This window comes from Streptomyces sp. Root1304 (assembly GCF_001426405.1).
Classification (GTDB): Bacteria; Actinomycetota; Actinomycetes; order Streptomycetales; family Streptomycetaceae; genus Streptomyces.
Window position 1 is genome coordinate 122,281 of sequence record NZ_LMEP01000028.1, and the last position, 14,555, is coordinate 136,835.

The window sequence follows — 14,555 nt, forward strand, 5'->3', positions numbered from 1 at the left end:
CCCGAAGCGATCGGGACGGGCGTTTCCGGCGTACGGGGGAGGCGTAAGCCCTCCGGGTGGTGGCCGGTGGCGTACGGCCCCGGCTCAGTCCTCGCTGGACGCGGCCGGCAGCTGGGTCTGGATGAGGGACATGACCGAGGAGTCGGTCAGCGTGGTGACGTCACCCAGCTCCCGGTTCTCCGCCACGTCACGCAGCAGACGGCGCATGATCTTGCCCGAGCGGGTCTTCGGCAGCTCCGCCACCGGCAGGACGCGCTTCGGCTTCGCGATCGGGCCGAGGGTCGCGCCGACGTGGTTGCGCAGCTCGGCGACCAGGTTCTCGTCCTCGCTCGCCGTGCCGCGCAGGATGACGAACGCGACGATCGCCTGACCCGTGGTCTCGTCGGCGGCGCCGACGACGGCGGCCTCCGCGACGGCGGGGTGCGAGACGAGGGCCGACTCGACCTCGGTGGTCGAGATGTTGTGGCCCGAGACGAGCATGACGTCGTCGACCCGGCCGAGCAGCCAGATGTCGCCGTCCTCGTCCTTCTTGGCCCCGTCACCGGCGAAGTACTTGCCCTCGAAGCGGGACCAGTAGGTGTCGATGTACCGCTGGTCGTCGCCCCAGATGGTGCGGAGCATCGACGGCCACGGCTCGGTCAGGACCAGGTAGCCACCGCCGCCGTTCGGCACCTCGTTGGCCTCGTCGTCGACGACGGTGGCGGAGATGCCCGGCAGCGGGCGCTGGGCGGAGCCCGGCTTGGTCTCGGTGACGCCCGGCAGCGGCGAGATCATCATCGCGCCGGTCTCGGTCTGCCACCAGGTGTCCACGATCGGGGTCTTCCCGGCGCCGATGTGCTCGCGGTACCAGACCCAGGCCTCGGGGTTGATCGGCTCGCCGACCGAGCCGAGCACCCGGAGGCTCGACAGGTCGAACTTCGCGGGGATGTCGTCGCCCCACTTCATGAACGTACGGATCGCGGTGGGCGCCGTGTAGAGGATCGTGACGCCGTACTTCTGCACGATCTCCCAGAAACGCCCCTGGTGCGGGGTGTCAGGGGTGCCCTCGTACATGACCTGCGTCGCGCCGTTGGCCAGCGGGCCGTAGACGATGTACGAGTGCCCGGTGACCCAGCCGATGTCGGCCGTGCACCAGTAGACGTCGGTCTCCGGCTTGAGGTCGAAGACGGCGTTGTGGGTGTACGCGGCCTGGGTGAGGTAGCCGCCGGAGGTGTGCAGGATGCCCTTCGGCTTCCCGGTGGTGCCCGAGGTGTAGAGGATGAAGAGCGGGTGCTCCGCCGGGAACGCCTCCGGGCTGTGCTCGGCGGACTGACGGGCGACGATGTCGTCCCACCAGACGTCCCGGCCCTCGGTGAAGGCGGTGTCCTGGCCCGTACGGCGGACCACGAGGACGTGCTCGACCTGCGGGCACTTGGCGACGGCCTCGTCGATGGCCGGCTTGAGGGCGCTCGGCTTGCCGCGGCGGTAGCCGCCGTCGGCCGTGACGACCAGCTTGGCGTCGGCGTCCTGGATGCGGGAGGCGACGGCGTCGGCGGAGAAGCCGCCGAAGACCACCGAGTGGGCAGCGCCGACGCGGGCGCAGGCCAGCATCGTGATCGCGGCCTCGGGGATCATCGGCAGGTAGACGGCGACCCGGTCGCCCTTGCGGACACCCAGTTCGGTCAGGGCGTTGGCGGCCCTGGAGACCTCGTCCTTGAGCTCGGCGTAGGTGATCGAGCGGCTGTCGCCCGGCTCGCCCTCGAAGTGGATGGCGACGCGGTCGCCGTGGCCGGCCTCGACGTGCCGGTCGACGCAGTTGTACGCCACGTTCAGCTCGCCGTCCGCGAACCACTTGGCGAACGGCGGGTTCGACCAGTCGAGGGTCTCGGTCGGCTCGGTGGCCCAGGTCAGGCGCTTGGCCTGCTCGGCCCAGAAGCCCAGCCTGTCCGCCTTGGCCTGCTCGTACGCCTCCGCCGTCACGTTGGCGTGCGCGGCCAGCTCGGCGGGCGGCGAAAATCGACGCTCTTCCCGAAGCAGATTGGCCAGGCTTTCGTTGCTCACGACATCTCCCTTTCCCAGGGCGTCCTCTGTGCGTATGTGTCCCGCGTCATAGCTCATCAGTCGGAGGCCCGGGTGACAAGAGCATCCAGGCAATTGGTTTAGACCTGTGAGTCGTCCGACGTGCGGGGGCCCCTTCTTCCCGAGCGGTGGGAGAAGGGGCCACACAGTCTCACGGACGGCCGCGGCGAAAGGTTCAGGACGCGCGGGGCCGGGATGAGGGGACGGATGGGTCCGGGGGGAGGGCGGCCCGCGGCTCGCGCGGCACGCCGCCCCGCTCAGGAGGCGCGGGCCGGTTCCAGCGCTTCGGTCGGCATGACCTGGGTGAAGACGTCGTCGTAGCTGTGCACCTCGTCCGTGCCGGAGAGCAGGTACGCCTGCGCCTCGCCCACGTGGAAGTACACGCCGTGCAGCGTCAGCGAGCCCTCGGCGAGACGCCGTGCCACCGGCTCGTACGCCCGCAGGTGCTCCAGCTGCTGCACCACGTTCGTCAGACAGAGCTGCTCGACCGCGTCCGCCGGGAGCCGCCCGGAGATCCGGGCCCAGGCGTGTCTGCGGCTCGCCATCCGCTCCAGGCTGGGCCGGCCGTGGCGCAGCCAGCGGCGGAGCGGGGTCGGCGGATCGTCCGGACCCGCGTTCAGCAGGGCCTGCATCGCGCCGCAGCCGGAGTGGCCGCAGACGGTGATCGACGCCACCCGCAGCACGTCCACCGCGTACTCGATCGCCGCCGCCACCGAGTCGTCGCCGCTCTCCTCGCCGGGGAGGGGGACGAGATTGCCGACGTTGCGCACGGTGAAGAGGTCACCGGGGCCGCTCGACGTGATCATGCTGGTGACGAGCCGGGAGTCGGCGCAGGTCAGGAAGAGCTGCGAGGGCGTCTGGCCCTCCCGCGCGAGCCGCGCCAGCTCGTCCCGGACGAGCGGGGCGGTGTTCCGCTGGAACTTGCCGATCCCGCTGGCCAGATGCAGTCCCGCCGCCGGGCGTTCGGGGGTCTCGCTCTCGGCCCGCTCGGCCGGCCGCTCCCCGCACTGGTGGTTGTGCCAGGGCGTCCAGGGGCGGCAGCAGGCATGGGCGGCCGAGGCGGCGGTGGGGGCCGGCTCCGCGATCCGGGCGCCGGACGGGCCGGTCGTCTCGACCGTCCCGCCATGGGCGAGATGCCCGGCGGTCCAGTCGCTCAGCGTCTCGTAGGCGGCGTGGTCCATGAAGGACCCGTCGAGCTCGACCACCACGTCCGAGCCCTGCGGCAGCTGGTGCAGGGCCCGGCTCAGCCGGGGCACGGCGAGGAAGGTCAACTGGCCGCGTACGTGCAGCAGCTGACGGCCGTCCCGCTCCTCGCGGGTGATCCGCGTACGGGCGAGCCGGTGCAGGGCGACGGCGATGGCCACGCCGACACCGAGGGCCACGCCCTCCAGGATGCCGACGAGGACGACACCGGACAGGGTCGCGGCGTAGACGACGACCTCGCGGTGCCGGGTGACGGTACGGATGTGGGTGATGCTGACCATCTGGAGGCCGACCACCATGACGAGCGCGGCGAGCGCCGGCAGCGGGATCAGGTCGAGCACCGGTACGAGCAGCAGGGCCGCCAGCACGATCCAGAGTCCGTGCAGCATCGTGGAGGCGCGGGACACCGCGCCCGCCGAGACGTTGGCGACGCTGCGGACCGCGACCCCGGCGACCGGAAGGCCGCCGAGCGCCCCCGAGACCACGTTCGCCGCGCCCTGACCGGCGAGTTCGCGGTCGAGGCGGGACCGCGGGACGCCCATGCCGTGGTCCGGGCGGGCGGCGATCAGCTTGTCGACGGCGACGGCGGAGAGCAGTGACTGCACGCTGGTGACCAGGGTGATCGTGAGCACCCCGGCCGCGATGCCGAGCACCGGGCCCGTGGGCAGGCCGGGCAGCGCGTGGCTGCTCCAGGACGGCAGGTCGACCCGGGGCACGGCGAGCCCGGCGAGCGCCGCCACGGCCGTCGCCCCGGCCACCGCGACGAGCGCGGCCGGAACCTTCCGTACGAGCCGCCCGGCGCGGCCCGGCAGCCGCGGCCAGCACAGCAGTACGGCCACGGTGAGGGCGCTGATGCCGAGCGCGGCGGGCCGGGCGTGCGCCAGCTGGGCGGGCAGGCCGAGGGCGTTGGCCACGGCGGAGCTCTGGGGGGTGCCGCCGAGCACGATGTGGAGCTGGGCGAGGGCGATGGTGGCGCCGATGCCGGCCAGCATGCCGTGCACGATCGCGGGCGAGACGGCGAGCGCCGAGCGGGCCACGCGGAGGGCGGACAGGCCGAGCTGGACGAGTCCGGCGAGGACGGTGATCGCGCAGGTGGTGCGCCAGCCGTACAGCTGGATGAGCTCGGCGGTCACGACGGTGAGACCGGCGGCGGGGCCGCTCACCTGGAGCGGGGAGCCGCCGAAGCGGCCGGCGACCAGACCGCCGACGGCGGCGGCGACCAGGCCGGACTGGAGCGGGGCTCCGGTGGCGAGAGCGATGCCGAGCGAGAGCGGCAGCGCGATCAGGAAGACGGCGACCGACGCGGAGAGGTCGGCGCCGGCGACGCGGAAGCGGCCCGGGCCCTTCGGCGGGCTGTGGGGCCGCTGGACGCGGGGTCGGTTGGTCGTGCGGGCAGGGGTGCAGAGGGTCATGTTCCCGTCTCCTCCGGGGCAGCGTGGTCGCGGCTCGTGCGGGGTGCAGTGGCGGGGACACCGAGTCGTGAAGGCGGGGACGGCCATCAACACTCAGTAAACGAACAGTAATGGAGAGTAAAGTCTGCGGCATTATTTTCGGGGCAAACAGGGCAACGATTCACCGGTTCCGGTGACAGAACGTGCGCATGCCGCTTGTCGTTGACGTCCTCCGGTCCTCGCGGTGCGACGTTGACGCCGCTTGTAGGGAAATCCGAGGATCCGAGGAGAGGTGCGCGGATGTCAGCCGCCCGCAGAACGACCACCGTCCGGAGAAAGGCGCTCACCGTCGGCGCACTCACCCTCGCCCTCGCCACCGGCCTCGCCGGCTGCTCGGGCTCCGACGGCACCGCCACGAAGGGCATGCCGGGCGGCGCGGGTGCCAAGAAGGGCCCGGCCGCGGTCCCGCAGACCGCACCCCGGCTGATCGGTGACGGCTCGACCGCCTTCACCGGCGCCCAGCCGCACCAGCCGGCCTGGCGGCGCCTCAAGCCGGGCGAGACCCCGCCGCAGTTCGTCGTCTTCTCGTGGGACGGCGCGGGCGAGGACAGCCAGAAGCTGTTCTCCCACTTCCGCTCGGTGGGCAAGAAGTACGACGCCAGGATGACGTACTTCCTCAGCGGCGTGTACCTGCTGCCCGAGGACAAGAAGAGCCTCTACGACCCGCCGCAGCACAGCCCCGGCCGCTCCGACATCGGCTTCAACGACACCGAGGGCATCCGCGCCACCGTCCGCGAACTCCGCGGGGCGTGGCAGGAGGGCAACGAGATCGGCACCCACTTCAACGGGCACTTCTGCGGCGCCGACGGCGGCGTGGGCAACTGGTCCGTCGAGGAGTGGAAGAGCGAGATCAGGCAGGCCAAGTCCTTCGTCAAGAACTGGAAGACGAACGCCGGACTGCGCGCCGAGCAGCCGCTGCCCTTCGACTACGACAAGGAACTCGTCGGCGCCCGCACCCCCTGCCTCGAAGGCCGGAAGAACTTCGTCCAGGCGGCGGCGCAGATGGGCTTCCGCTACGACACGAGCGGCGTCAACGACCAGATCTGGCCCAAGAAGGACCTGGGCCTGTGGGACCTCTCGATGCAGCTCGTACCGGTCCCCGGCCGCGCCTTCCAGACGCTCTCGATGGACTACAACTTCCTGGTCAACCAGTCCCCGGGCACGACCCAGGGCGATCCGTCCCAGCGCGAGTACTGGGGCGACCAGATGAGGGACGGCCTGGTGCAGGCCTTCGAGCGCTCCTACCGGGGCAACCGGGCGCCGCTCATCATCGGCAACCACTTCGAGTCCTGGAACGGCGGCGTGTACATGCGCGCCATCGAGGAGACCATCGCCACCGTCTGTACGCAGAAGGACGTCAAGTGCGTGTCCTTCCGCCAGCTCGCGGACTGGCTCGACGCCCAGGACCCCGACGTCATCGCCAAGATGCGCGGGCTGAAGGTCGGCGAGGCCCCGGCGGCCGGCTGGAAGGCCTTCCTGGCCTCCCAGCCGGCGGCCCCCGCGGGCGCACCGGCGACCGGCGCCGGCGCCCCGGCGGCCGTCAAGCCGGCTGAGCGGCACTGAGCCTTTCGGCGAGTACGAAACCGGGGTCGATCTGCGCCGCCAGGTCGGCCCCGGTCTTCGCGTTGCCCCAGCTCTCCGCGTTGCGCAGGTGGAAGTGGACCATCTGGCGCGTGTAGCGGTCCCAGTCACGGTCGGCGTACGAGTCGTCCGCCGCGTCCTGGAGGGCCTGGAGCGACATGCGGTTGTCCGCCTCCAGGAGCTCGAAGCGCGGCGGGCGGCCCTTCTCCATCGCGCGGACCCAGTCCGAGTGCCCCACCGTGACGAGCAGGTCCTCGCCGACCTCCGCGCGCAGGAAGTCGAGGTCGTCCTCGCCCTGCACCTTGTTGCCGACGACCTTGAGCGCGACGCCGAAGTCCCGCGCGTACTCCTTGTACTGGCGGTAGACCGAGACGCCCTTGCGGGTCGGCTCGGCGACCAGGAACGTCATGTCGAAGCGGGTGAACAGCCCGGAGGCGAAGGAGTCCGAGCCCGCCGTCATGTCGACGACCACGTACTCGTCGGCGCCGTCGACCAGGTGGTTGAGGCAGAGCTCGACCGCCCCGACCTTCGAGTGGTAGCAGGAGACCCCGAGGTCCGACTCGGTGAAGGGGCCGGTCGCCATCAGCCGGATCTCGCCGTCGTCGAGCACGACCGGCCGCGCGCAGGCCTCGTAGACCGGGTTCTCCTCGCGGACCCGCAGCAGCCGCGAACCCTCCCCGGGCGGCGTGGTCTTGATCATCGTGTCGGCGGAGGCGATCCGCGGGTTGGTGCCCCGCAGGTACTCCTTGATGAGCGGCAGGTGCGCGCCCATCGCGGGCAGTGCGGCGGCCTCCGCGTCGGGCAGGCCGAGCGCGGCACCGAGGTGCTGGTTGATGTCGGCGTCGACGGCGACGACCGGGGCTTCGTTGGCGGCGAGGTGGCGGATGAAGAGCGAGGACAGCGTGGTCTTGCCGCTGCCGCCCTTCCCCACGAAAGCGATCTTCATGTTCACCTAGCGTAGTGGTATGAACGCGCCCCGTGGTCAAGGTGCGTGAAGAAGACCACTCCAACGTGGGGCGGGCCGCCGGGGCGCGTAGCCTCCCTACTTATGAGTACGCACGCCTCTGACCCCTTGGCCGCCCTCGGCTCCCTGCCGGGCGTCGCCGATGCGGTGGACTCCGTACGCAAGGCCGTCGACCGGGTCTACGGCCACCGTGTGATGCGCCGCCGCAGCAACGAGATCTCCTCCGAGGCGGCCCTGCGCGGCGCCCGTGGCTCGGCCGCCCTGTCCGGCGCCGACTGGGCCCTCGAAGAGGTCCGCCGCCGCACCGACTTCGGCACCGAGCCCGAGGCCCGCACGGTCGGCGCCGCCCTGCGCCTCGGTGCCGAGGCCGGGCAGCTGCTCTCCATCTGGCGCCAGTCGCCGCTGCGGGTGCTCGCCCGGCTCCATCTGGTCGCCGCGGGCGACCCGGGGGACTCGGTGGGGCGGCCCCGGCTGGACGGCGAGACCGTCGACGAACCGCTGGTCGAGGCCCCGCTGCCGAGCCCGGCCGAGGTCGCGGGACGCCTGGACGGCCTCGCGGAGCTGATCGTCGCGGGCGGCGAGGCCCCGGCGCTGGTGACGGCCGCCGTGGTCCACGGCGAACTGCTCGCACTGCGCCCCTTCACCTCGTACAACGGCCTGGTCGCGCGGGCGGCCGAGCGGATCGCGCTGGTCGGCAGCGGACTCGACCCCAAGGCGATCTGCCCGGCCGAGGTCGGCCACGCGGAGCAGGGGCGGGCCGCGTACCTCGCCGCGTTCGAGGGGTACCTGTCGGGGACCCCGGAGGGCGTGGGCGGCTGGATCGCGCACTGCGGCCGATCGGTCGAACTGGGCGTCCGCGAGTCGACGGCGGTCTGCGAGGCGCTGCAGCGCGGCGCGGCCTGAGGACGTGCGGTCCGGGCCGGTGCGCCGCGGCCCGAGTGGGTGCGGCGCGGCCTGAGGGGAAAAGGAAATCCGGGCCCCGTGGGGGCCCGGAAATGGGTTGCGGCGGCACCCGTTCAGGTACCGCCGCTGGCACGTCTACCCAGTTACCATGCGTCCTCGAATATGTGCCCATCAGGCCGGGAACTTTGCCCGTGGCCTGGTGCGGCTGGCCCGTAATCGACGGGTCGACGTCGCGTGGGTGCTCGGTTTCTGTGCTAGGTCCGTGGGGCCTTCATGCTCAACAGGTGATCCTCTCGGATGTCCTCGGTCTCGCGGGCCTGATTCCTTTCTACTCCTGTCCGCCAGGAAGCGAAAGTGCTGGCTCCGCTTCTCCTGCCCTCTTGCTCAAATTCGGGCAAAGCCGTCCGTGAGCCGATGGGCGAGAGCGGCCTGCCGGCGCCGTGAGGCGTACCAGACGAGTCCGGCGCCCACGGCCGCCGCACCCACCGCAGCGGCGGCGACGAGCGTGGGCCGCGGCGGCATCCGGAACCCGGGCAGCCGCTGCTTGAGCCGCACCGGCTTCTCGAAGGAGAGAACGGGCCATTCCCGCGCCACGGCCTCACGGCGCAGCGCCCGGTCCGGATTGACGGCGTACGGGTGGCCGACGGCCTCCAGCATGGGGACGTCGGTCGCCGAGTCGCTGTACGCGTAGCAGCGCGAGAGGTCGTAGCCCTCGGACTCCGCCAGCTCCCGGACGGCGTCGGCCTTCGTCGGCCCGTAGGCGTAGTACTCCACCTCCCCGGTGAAGCAGCCGTCCTCGCCGACCACCATCCGGGTGGCGACGACCCGGTCGGCCCCGAGCATCTCGCCGATCGGCTCGACGACCTCGGCACCGGAGGTCGAGACGATCACGACGTCGCGGCCGGCGGCGTGGTGCTCCTCGATGAGCGAGGCGGCCTCGTCGTAGATGATCGGGTCGATCAGATCGTGAAGGGTCTCGGCGACGAGCTCCTTCACCTGGGCGACGTTCCAGCCTTTGCAGAGCGCGGAAAGATATTCACGCATCCGCTCCATCTGGTCGTGATCGGCCCCGCCCGCCAGGAAGACGAACTGGATGTACGCCGTCCGCAGGGCGGCGCGGCGGCTGATCAGTCCGCCTCGGTAGAAGGACTTGCTGAAGGTCAGCGTCGAAGACTTCGCAATGACCGTCTTGTCCAGGTCAAAGAAGGCGGCTGTGCGCGGCAAGGAGTGGTTTTCCACAAGCCTGAGCATAGGTGCCCGCCATTCGGCGTACGCTCGGGCGCGTGGGTTTGCCTGAGAAGGCTCTCGGGTACACCATGGAAGTCACGGATCGTTCGCGACCGTGCTAACCCGGTCCGGCTCCTCCCCCCCCGAGTCGGCCGGAAAGACGACCCCCGCTCTCCCCCCCGGCGGGGGTCGTCGCATGTCCGGAGCCGTTTTGGCCCTGTGTGACATCGTCAGCTCCTCTCTTTCCGGCCTACGGCCGCCGCCCCGGCCGATGTCCTGCCGGACTCTCGATTCATCACTCACAGTAACCGGCAGGCTGCGTTCCGGGCAGTCCCCCGAGGGGTGACGAAGATATTCACAGGGCTTCGGTTATCCCCAGTTTTTCGGCAAGATCCCCAGGATTTTCGGTACGGCCCCACGGTGATTCCTGTCGCGAAGTTCGCGGACGGCAGGAATCACGAGAGGGGTGTGCGTCATGGCGGCATCGAGGACTTCCGGGGCCAGGGGTGCGACGCGGAACGGGACGGCGGAACCGGCGGCCGGCGAGCCCCGCCGCACGGGCCCGCTGATCGTCACCGAGGACCTCGGACTGCTCGACGACCTGCTGCGGCTGTGCGCCGCCGCCGGTGTGGAGCCCGAGGTCCACCACCGGGTGCCGGAGCGGCGGGCGGGCTGGACCGATCCACCGCTCGTCCTCGTCGGTGACGACGCCGCGGGCCGGTGCCGGGGAGCGGCCCGCCGCGCCGGACTGGTCCTCGTCGGCCGCGACCGGGACGACTCGGGGATCTGGCGGCTCGCCGTCGAGATCGGCGCCGAATGCGTGTTGCGGCTGCCCGAGGCCGAGAGCCTCCTCGTCGACCGCATCGCCGACGCCGCAGAAGGCGTGGGCCGGCAGGCACTGGCCGTGGGGGTCGTCGGCGGCCGGGGAGGCGCGGGCGCCTCCACCCTCGCCTGCGCTCTCGCCCTCGCCGCCGCCCGCACCGGGCGGCGCACCCTGCTCGTCGACGGCGACCCCCTGGGCGGAGGGCTCGACGTCCTGCTCGGCGGCGAGCGCGAGGAAGGCCGGCGCTGGCCCGACTTCGCCGCCTCGAAGGGGCGGCTGGCCGGCGGCGCCCTGGAGGAGTCCCTGCCGTCCGTGCGGGGCGTCCGGGTGCTCAGCTGGGGCCGGGAGCCCACGGCTCCGGTGCCGCCCGAGGCCGTGCGGTCGGTGCTCGCCGCCGCCCGCCGCCGAGGAGGTGTCGTCGTGGTCGACCTGCCGCGCGGGACCGACCCCTCGGCCGCCGAGGCCGTGGCCCAGCTCGACCTCGGACTGCTCGTCGTACCGGCGGAGTTGAGGGCCGTCGCGGCGGCCCACCGGGTGGCCGCCACCCTCTCCGCCGGAGTGCGTGATCTGCGGGCCGTGGTCCGCGGGCCGTACGCCGCCGGGCTCGACGAGCGCTGGGTCGCCGACGCGCTGCGGTTGCCACTGGCCGGTGAACTGCCCTACGACCCGGGGATCGTGGCCGACCAGGACGCCGGCCTGCCACCGGGCGCCGAACCCCGCGGACCGCTCGGCCGGTTCTGCGACGCCTTCTGGGCGCGCGCCCTCACCCCCGGCGGTGCGACATGACCGGGCTCGGGCCGGGCGGCGGAGCCGGCACCGGCGGCGGTGGCGTCGGGCTGCTCGACGCCGTGCGGCAGCGCCTCGCCGCCAGTGGCGCCGAGCCCACCCCGGCCCGCGTCGCGGCGGCGCTACGGGCCCAGGGCCGACTGCTCGGCGACGCGGAAGTACTCGGCGCGGCGGAGGAGTTGAGGTGCGAACTCATCGGCACCGGGCCGCTGGAAACCCTGCTCGCCGACCCCGCCGTCACCGACGTCCTGGTCTCGGCACCCGACCGGGTGTGGGTCGACCGGGGCTCCGGACTCGAACGGGCCCCGGTGTCCTTCCCCGACGCCGCCGCAGTCCGCAGACTCGCCCAACGGCTCGCGGCGGTGGCCGGACGCAGGCTCGACGACGCCCGGCCCTGGGTGGACGCGCGCCTGCCCGACGGCACCCGGATGCACGCGGTACTGCCCCCGGTGGCGGTCGGCTCGACCTGCCTCTCCCTCCGGGTGGTGCGGCCCCGGGCCTTCACCCTGGAGGAACTGGCGGCGGCCGGCACCGTGCCGCCCGGCGGCGCCCCGATCCTGCGGGCCCTGATCGATGCCCGGGTGTCGTACCTGGTCAGCGGCGGGACGGGGACCGGGAAGACCACCCTGCTCGCCTCGCTGCTCGGGCTGGTGGGGCCGCGGGAGCGCATCGTCCTCGCCGAGGACTCGGCGGAACTGCGGCCCGACCACCCGCACGTGGTGCGTCTGGAGGCACGGCCGGCCAACCAGGAGGGCGCCGGGCTCGTGACCCTGCGGGACCTGGTCAGGCAGGCGCTGCGGATGCGGCCCGACCGGCTGGTGGTCGGCGAGGTCAGGGGCGGCGAGGCCGTCGACCTGCTCGCCGCCCTCAACACCGGCCACGAAGGCGGCTCGGGGACGCTCCACGCCAACACGGCGGCGGACGTACCCGCGCGGCTCGAAGCCCTGGGGACGGCGGCGGGGCTCGACCGGGCCGCCCTGCACAGCCAGTTGGGAGCGGGCCTGTCCGTCGTGCTCCATCTGGCGAGGGACCGGGAGGGGCGGCGGCGGATCGCCGAGGCGCACGTCCTGGAGCGCGACCGGGACGGCCTCGTACGGACGGTCCCCGCGCTGCGCTGGGGTGCGGCCGGGTTCACGCGGGAGCGGGGCTGGGAGCGGCTGCGGGCGTTGATCGGAGGGGGAACGTGAGGGCGCCGGATCCGGTTTCGGCGCGGGCCCTGGCCCACGGGGCGGCGGCGCTCTGCGCGGTGCTCGCGCTGTGGTGGACGGTCGAGCGGCGGCGCGGCGCCGGCCGGGCGCGGGCGCTGCTCGCGGGCGGGAAACCGGCCGCCGGACCGGGCAGGGGCGCCGCGTGGGCGGCGCTCGCCCTCCGCGGACGGTCCGTGGCGCGCGAGCGGCGGGCGTGGCTCTGCCTGCCCCTCGCGGGGGTCCTCGCGGTGCTCGGCGGATCGCCCCTGCCCCTGGTGGCGGGCGCGGTCGCCGTGCCGCTCGTCGGGCGACGGCTGCGGGCGGCGGAGCGACGCAGGGCCGGGGAGGCGCGGGCCGAGCGGGTGGTCGCCCTGTACGGGGCGGTCGTCGGGGAGCTGAGGGCCGGATGGCAGCCCGCGCAGGCCCTGTCCTTCGCGGCCCGGGAGACGGGCGCCCTGGGCGCCGAGGAGGCGGCGGTGCTCGCCGCGGCCCGGTTCGGCGGGGACGTGCCGGAGGCGCTGCGGAGAGCGGCCGCGCGGGACGGCGCCGACGGACTCGCCGGGATGGCGGCCTGCTGGCAGGTGGCCGTGGACGGCGGTGCGGGCCTGGCCGCCGGGCTCGACCGGCTCGAAGCGGCCCTGCGGGACCACCGCGAGCAGCGCGAGCGGCTGCGGGCCGAACTGGCCGGCGCCTGGGCGACGGTGGCGGTGCTCGCGCTGCTGCCGGTCGCGGGGATCGGCCTCGGAGCAGCGCTCGGCGCGGACCCGCTCCGGGTACTGCTGCGCACCCCGGCCGGCCTCGGCTGCCTCGCCGTGGGCGGGGCCCTGGAGGCCGCCGGTCTGTGGTGGGCCGCGCGGATCGTACGAGGAGGGGAGCGGGCGTGAGCGACCACCTTCGACTGGGGGCGCTGCTGGCCGCGGTGCTGCTCGGGTGCGCGCAGAGCGTACGGGCGGTGGTGTCCGGACGGCGGGCGCGCGGGACACGACGGCGGCTGGGGAACCTCTTCCCGGTGGCGGCGCCTTCGCCGCCGAGGGCCCGGTCCGGGCTCCCGGCGTGGGCTGGGAAAGGGGCGGCGGCCCTCGGGGCGGCCGGTCTCGGCTGGGTGCTGTTCGGGGTGTTCGGCGGGCTGGTGGCCGGGGCCCTGGCGGGCGCGGCCGTACGACGGGGAGCCGTGCGGCGGTCCGCGCCGTCGGGCGACGAGGACGCCGCGGTACGCGACCTCCCGCTGGCCGCCGACCTGTTGGCCGCCTGCGCCTCGGCGGGAGCCGGACCGGGGGAAGCGGCAGAGGCGGTGGGCAGGTCGCTGGGCGGCCCGCTGGGCGAGCGCCTGACCCGCACGGCGGCGGAGCTGCGGCTCGGCGGTGAACCGGCCGAGGTGTGGCGGAGGTTCGGCGCGATACCAGGTGCTCTGGGGCTGGCCCGCTGCATGGAACGGGCCGGTTCCTCGGGGGCGCCGGCGGCGGAGGCCGTCGCCCGGCAGGCGACCGCGCTGCGCGCGGTACGGGCCCGCGCCGCGGCGGTCAGGGCACGCCGGGCGCAGGTGCTGATCAGCGCACCCGTGGGGCTCTGCTTCCTGCCCGCCTTCCTGGCGGTGGGGGTGGCCCCGGTGGTGATCGGCCTCGCGACGGGACTTCTGGACGGGTGAGCGGGTGACGGGCACGGCAGGGCGCGATGAGACATGACGAGCACGACGCAGGCGACGAACACGACGAGCACGACGAGCACGACGAGTACGACGAGTACGACGAACGATTCGAGGGGGACGGCATGGCAGGCATGACGAGCAGGGCAGGCGGGGCGGGTACGACGGTCAGGGCGAAGGCGGGCGGCTGGTGGCGGGCGCGGCGGGAGGCCGCGCGTCGCGATACGGGGATGACCACGTCCGAGTACGCGGTGGGCACGATCGCCGCAGCGGGATTCGCCGCCGTGCTCTACAAGATCGTGACGAGCGGGACGGTCTCGGCCGCGCTGGAGTCGGTGATCGGGAAGGCCCTCGATGCGTCGTTCTGACCGGGGGTTCGTGACGGTGGAGGCGGCGATGGTCCTGCCCGTCCTGGCGCTGTTCACGGTGGCCCTGCTCTGGGCGCTCGCGGCGGCGTCCGCCCAGATCCGGTGCGTGGACGCGGCCCGGGCCGGCGCCCGGTCCGTCGCCCGCTCCGAGCCCGTGGGCACCGCGGAGGCCGTCGCGCGGGATGCCGCGCCCTCGGGCGCCCGGGTGTCGGTGACGCGGTCGGGGGAGCTGTGGCGGGTGACGGTGGAGTCGGCGGCGCCGGGGCCACGGGGCATGGGCCTCACCCTGCGCGCGGAGGCGGCGGCTCTTGCGGAGGACGGGGGCCCGCCGTGACGAACGAGCAGGTGGGCTCGGGGCGGGG

General features: G+C 73.5%; 12 protein-coding genes. 8 read left to right on the top strand and 4 right to left on the bottom strand.

All coding sequences use genetic code 11. The features are described 5' to 3' along the window. Nucleotides 1-84 precede the first annotated feature (84 nt). Both acs and ASD33_RS32985 read right to left on the bottom strand, forming a co-directional pair. Nucleotides 85-2,040, bottom strand: coding sequence for an acetate--CoA ligase (acs, locus tag ASD33_RS32980; RefSeq protein ID WP_056569304.1), 1,956 nt, complete (start codon nt 2,038-2,040; stop codon nt 85-87). Nucleotides 2,041-2,315: 275 nt separating this feature from the next. Further along, nucleotides 2,316-4,673, bottom strand: coding sequence for a SulP family inorganic anion transporter (locus ASD33_RS32985; RefSeq protein ID WP_056569308.1), 2,358 nt, complete (start codon nt 4,671-4,673; stop codon nt 2,316-2,318). A gap of 279 nt (nt 4,674-4,952) precedes the next feature. Here ASD33_RS32985 and ASD33_RS32990 point away from each other — a divergent pair, with 279 nt between their 5' ends. Beyond that, the gene (locus ASD33_RS32990) at nt 4,953-6,275 is read left to right on the top strand and encodes a hypothetical protein (protein WP_056569312.1); all 1,323 of its coding nucleotides are present in this window, start codon (nt 4,953-4,955) and stop codon (nt 6,273-6,275) included. Here the strand turns inward: ASD33_RS32990 and ASD33_RS32995 are convergent. After that, nucleotides 6,253-7,239 carry an ATP-binding protein gene (locus ASD33_RS32995; RefSeq protein ID WP_056569315.1) on the bottom strand — a complete coding sequence of 329 codons (987 nt, stop codon included), beginning with the start codon at nt 7,237-7,239 and terminating at the stop codon, nt 6,253-6,255. The two genes, ASD33_RS32990 and ASD33_RS32995, sit on opposite strands and share 23 nt — an antisense overlap. 102 nt (nt 7,240-7,341) lie before the next feature. Here ASD33_RS32995 and ASD33_RS33000 point away from each other — a divergent pair, with 102 nt between their 5' ends. After that, the gene (locus ASD33_RS33000; RefSeq protein WP_056569318.1) at nt 7,342-8,160 is read left to right on the top strand and encodes a Fic family protein; all 819 of its coding nucleotides are present in this window, start codon (nt 7,342-7,344) and stop codon (nt 8,158-8,160) included. A gap of 384 nt (nt 8,161-8,544) precedes the next feature. Here the strand turns inward: ASD33_RS33000 and ASD33_RS33005 are convergent, their stop codons facing one another. Further along, nucleotides 8,545-9,411, bottom strand: coding sequence for an HAD-IB family hydrolase (locus ASD33_RS33005; protein ID WP_056569321.1), 867 nt, complete (start codon nt 9,409-9,411; stop codon nt 8,545-8,547). Between the two features lie 451 nt (nt 9,412-9,862). On the opposite strand from ASD33_RS33005, the gene ssd reads away from it, so the two are divergent. The 6 genes from ssd (at nt 9,863) to ASD33_RS33035 (ending at nt 14,527) form a co-directional block, all read left to right on the top strand. Then, nucleotides 9,863-10,996, top strand: a complete 1,134-nt coding sequence (gene ssd, locus ASD33_RS33010) for a septum site-determining protein Ssd (protein ID WP_056569323.1) — start codon at nt 9,863-9,865, stop codon at nt 10,994-10,996. Further along, entirely contained in the window at nt 10,993-12,183 is a 1,191-nt protein-coding gene (locus ASD33_RS33015; RefSeq protein ID WP_056569326.1) for a TadA family conjugal transfer-associated ATPase, read from the top strand. Before ssd ends, ASD33_RS33015 begins: the two co-directional genes overlap by 4 nt. Beyond that, nucleotides 12,180-13,067, top strand: coding sequence for a type II secretion system F family protein (locus ASD33_RS33020; RefSeq protein WP_242427257.1), 888 nt, complete (start codon nt 12,180-12,182; stop codon nt 13,065-13,067). Before ASD33_RS33015 ends, ASD33_RS33020 begins: the two co-directional genes overlap by 4 nt. Continuing rightward, nucleotides 13,064-13,828, top strand: coding sequence for a type II secretion system F family protein (locus tag ASD33_RS33025; protein ID WP_056569328.1), 765 nt, complete (start codon nt 13,064-13,066; stop codon nt 13,826-13,828). The genes ASD33_RS33020 and ASD33_RS33025 overlap by 4 nt, the downstream gene beginning before the upstream one ends. 131 nt (nt 13,829-13,959) lie before the next feature. After that, on the top strand, nt 13,960-14,193 hold the full coding sequence (locus tag ASD33_RS33030) for a DUF4244 domain-containing protein (protein ID WP_056569679.1): 234 nt from the start codon (nt 13,960-13,962) through the stop codon (nt 14,191-14,193). Beyond that, nucleotides 14,180-14,527: a TadE family type IV pilus minor pilin gene (locus ASD33_RS33035; RefSeq protein ID WP_107103828.1), complete on the top strand. Its 348-nt coding sequence runs from the start codon at nt 14,180-14,182 to the stop codon at nt 14,525-14,527. Before ASD33_RS33030 ends, ASD33_RS33035 begins: the two co-directional genes overlap by 14 nt. Nucleotides 14,528-14,555: the final 28 nt, after the last annotated feature.

Excerpts from the sequence above, each read along its gene's own strand:
- ASD33_RS33030 (WP_056569679.1), top strand. The coding sequence starts at position 13,960 with ATGACGAGCAGGGCAGGCGGGGCGGGTACGACGGTCAGGGCGAAGGCG.
- ASD33_RS33005 (WP_056569321.1), bottom strand. The coding sequence starts at position 9,411 with ATGCTCAGGCTTGTGGAAAACCACTCCTTGCCGCGCACAGCCGCCTTC.
- ASD33_RS32985 (WP_056569308.1), bottom strand. The coding sequence starts at position 4,673 with ATGACCCTCTGCACCCCTGCCCGCACGACCAACCGACCCCGCGTCCAG.
- ASD33_RS33015 (WP_056569326.1), top strand. The coding sequence starts at position 10,993 with ATGACCGGGCTCGGGCCGGGCGGCGGAGCCGGCACCGGCGGCGGTGGC.
- ASD33_RS33035 (WP_107103828.1), top strand. The coding sequence starts at position 14,180 with ATGCGTCGTTCTGACCGGGGGTTCGTGACGGTGGAGGCGGCGATGGTC.
- ssd (WP_056569323.1), top strand. The coding sequence starts at position 9,863 with ATGGCGGCATCGAGGACTTCCGGGGCCAGGGGTGCGACGCGGAACGGG.
- ASD33_RS32990 (WP_056569312.1), top strand. The coding sequence starts at position 4,953 with ATGTCAGCCGCCCGCAGAACGACCACCGTCCGGAGAAAGGCGCTCACC.
- ASD33_RS33000 (WP_056569318.1), top strand. The coding sequence starts at position 7,342 with ATGAGTACGCACGCCTCTGACCCCTTGGCCGCCCTCGGCTCCCTGCCG.
- ASD33_RS32995 (WP_056569315.1), bottom strand. The coding sequence starts at position 7,239 with ATGAAGATCGCTTTCGTGGGGAAGGGCGGCAGCGGCAAGACCACGCTG.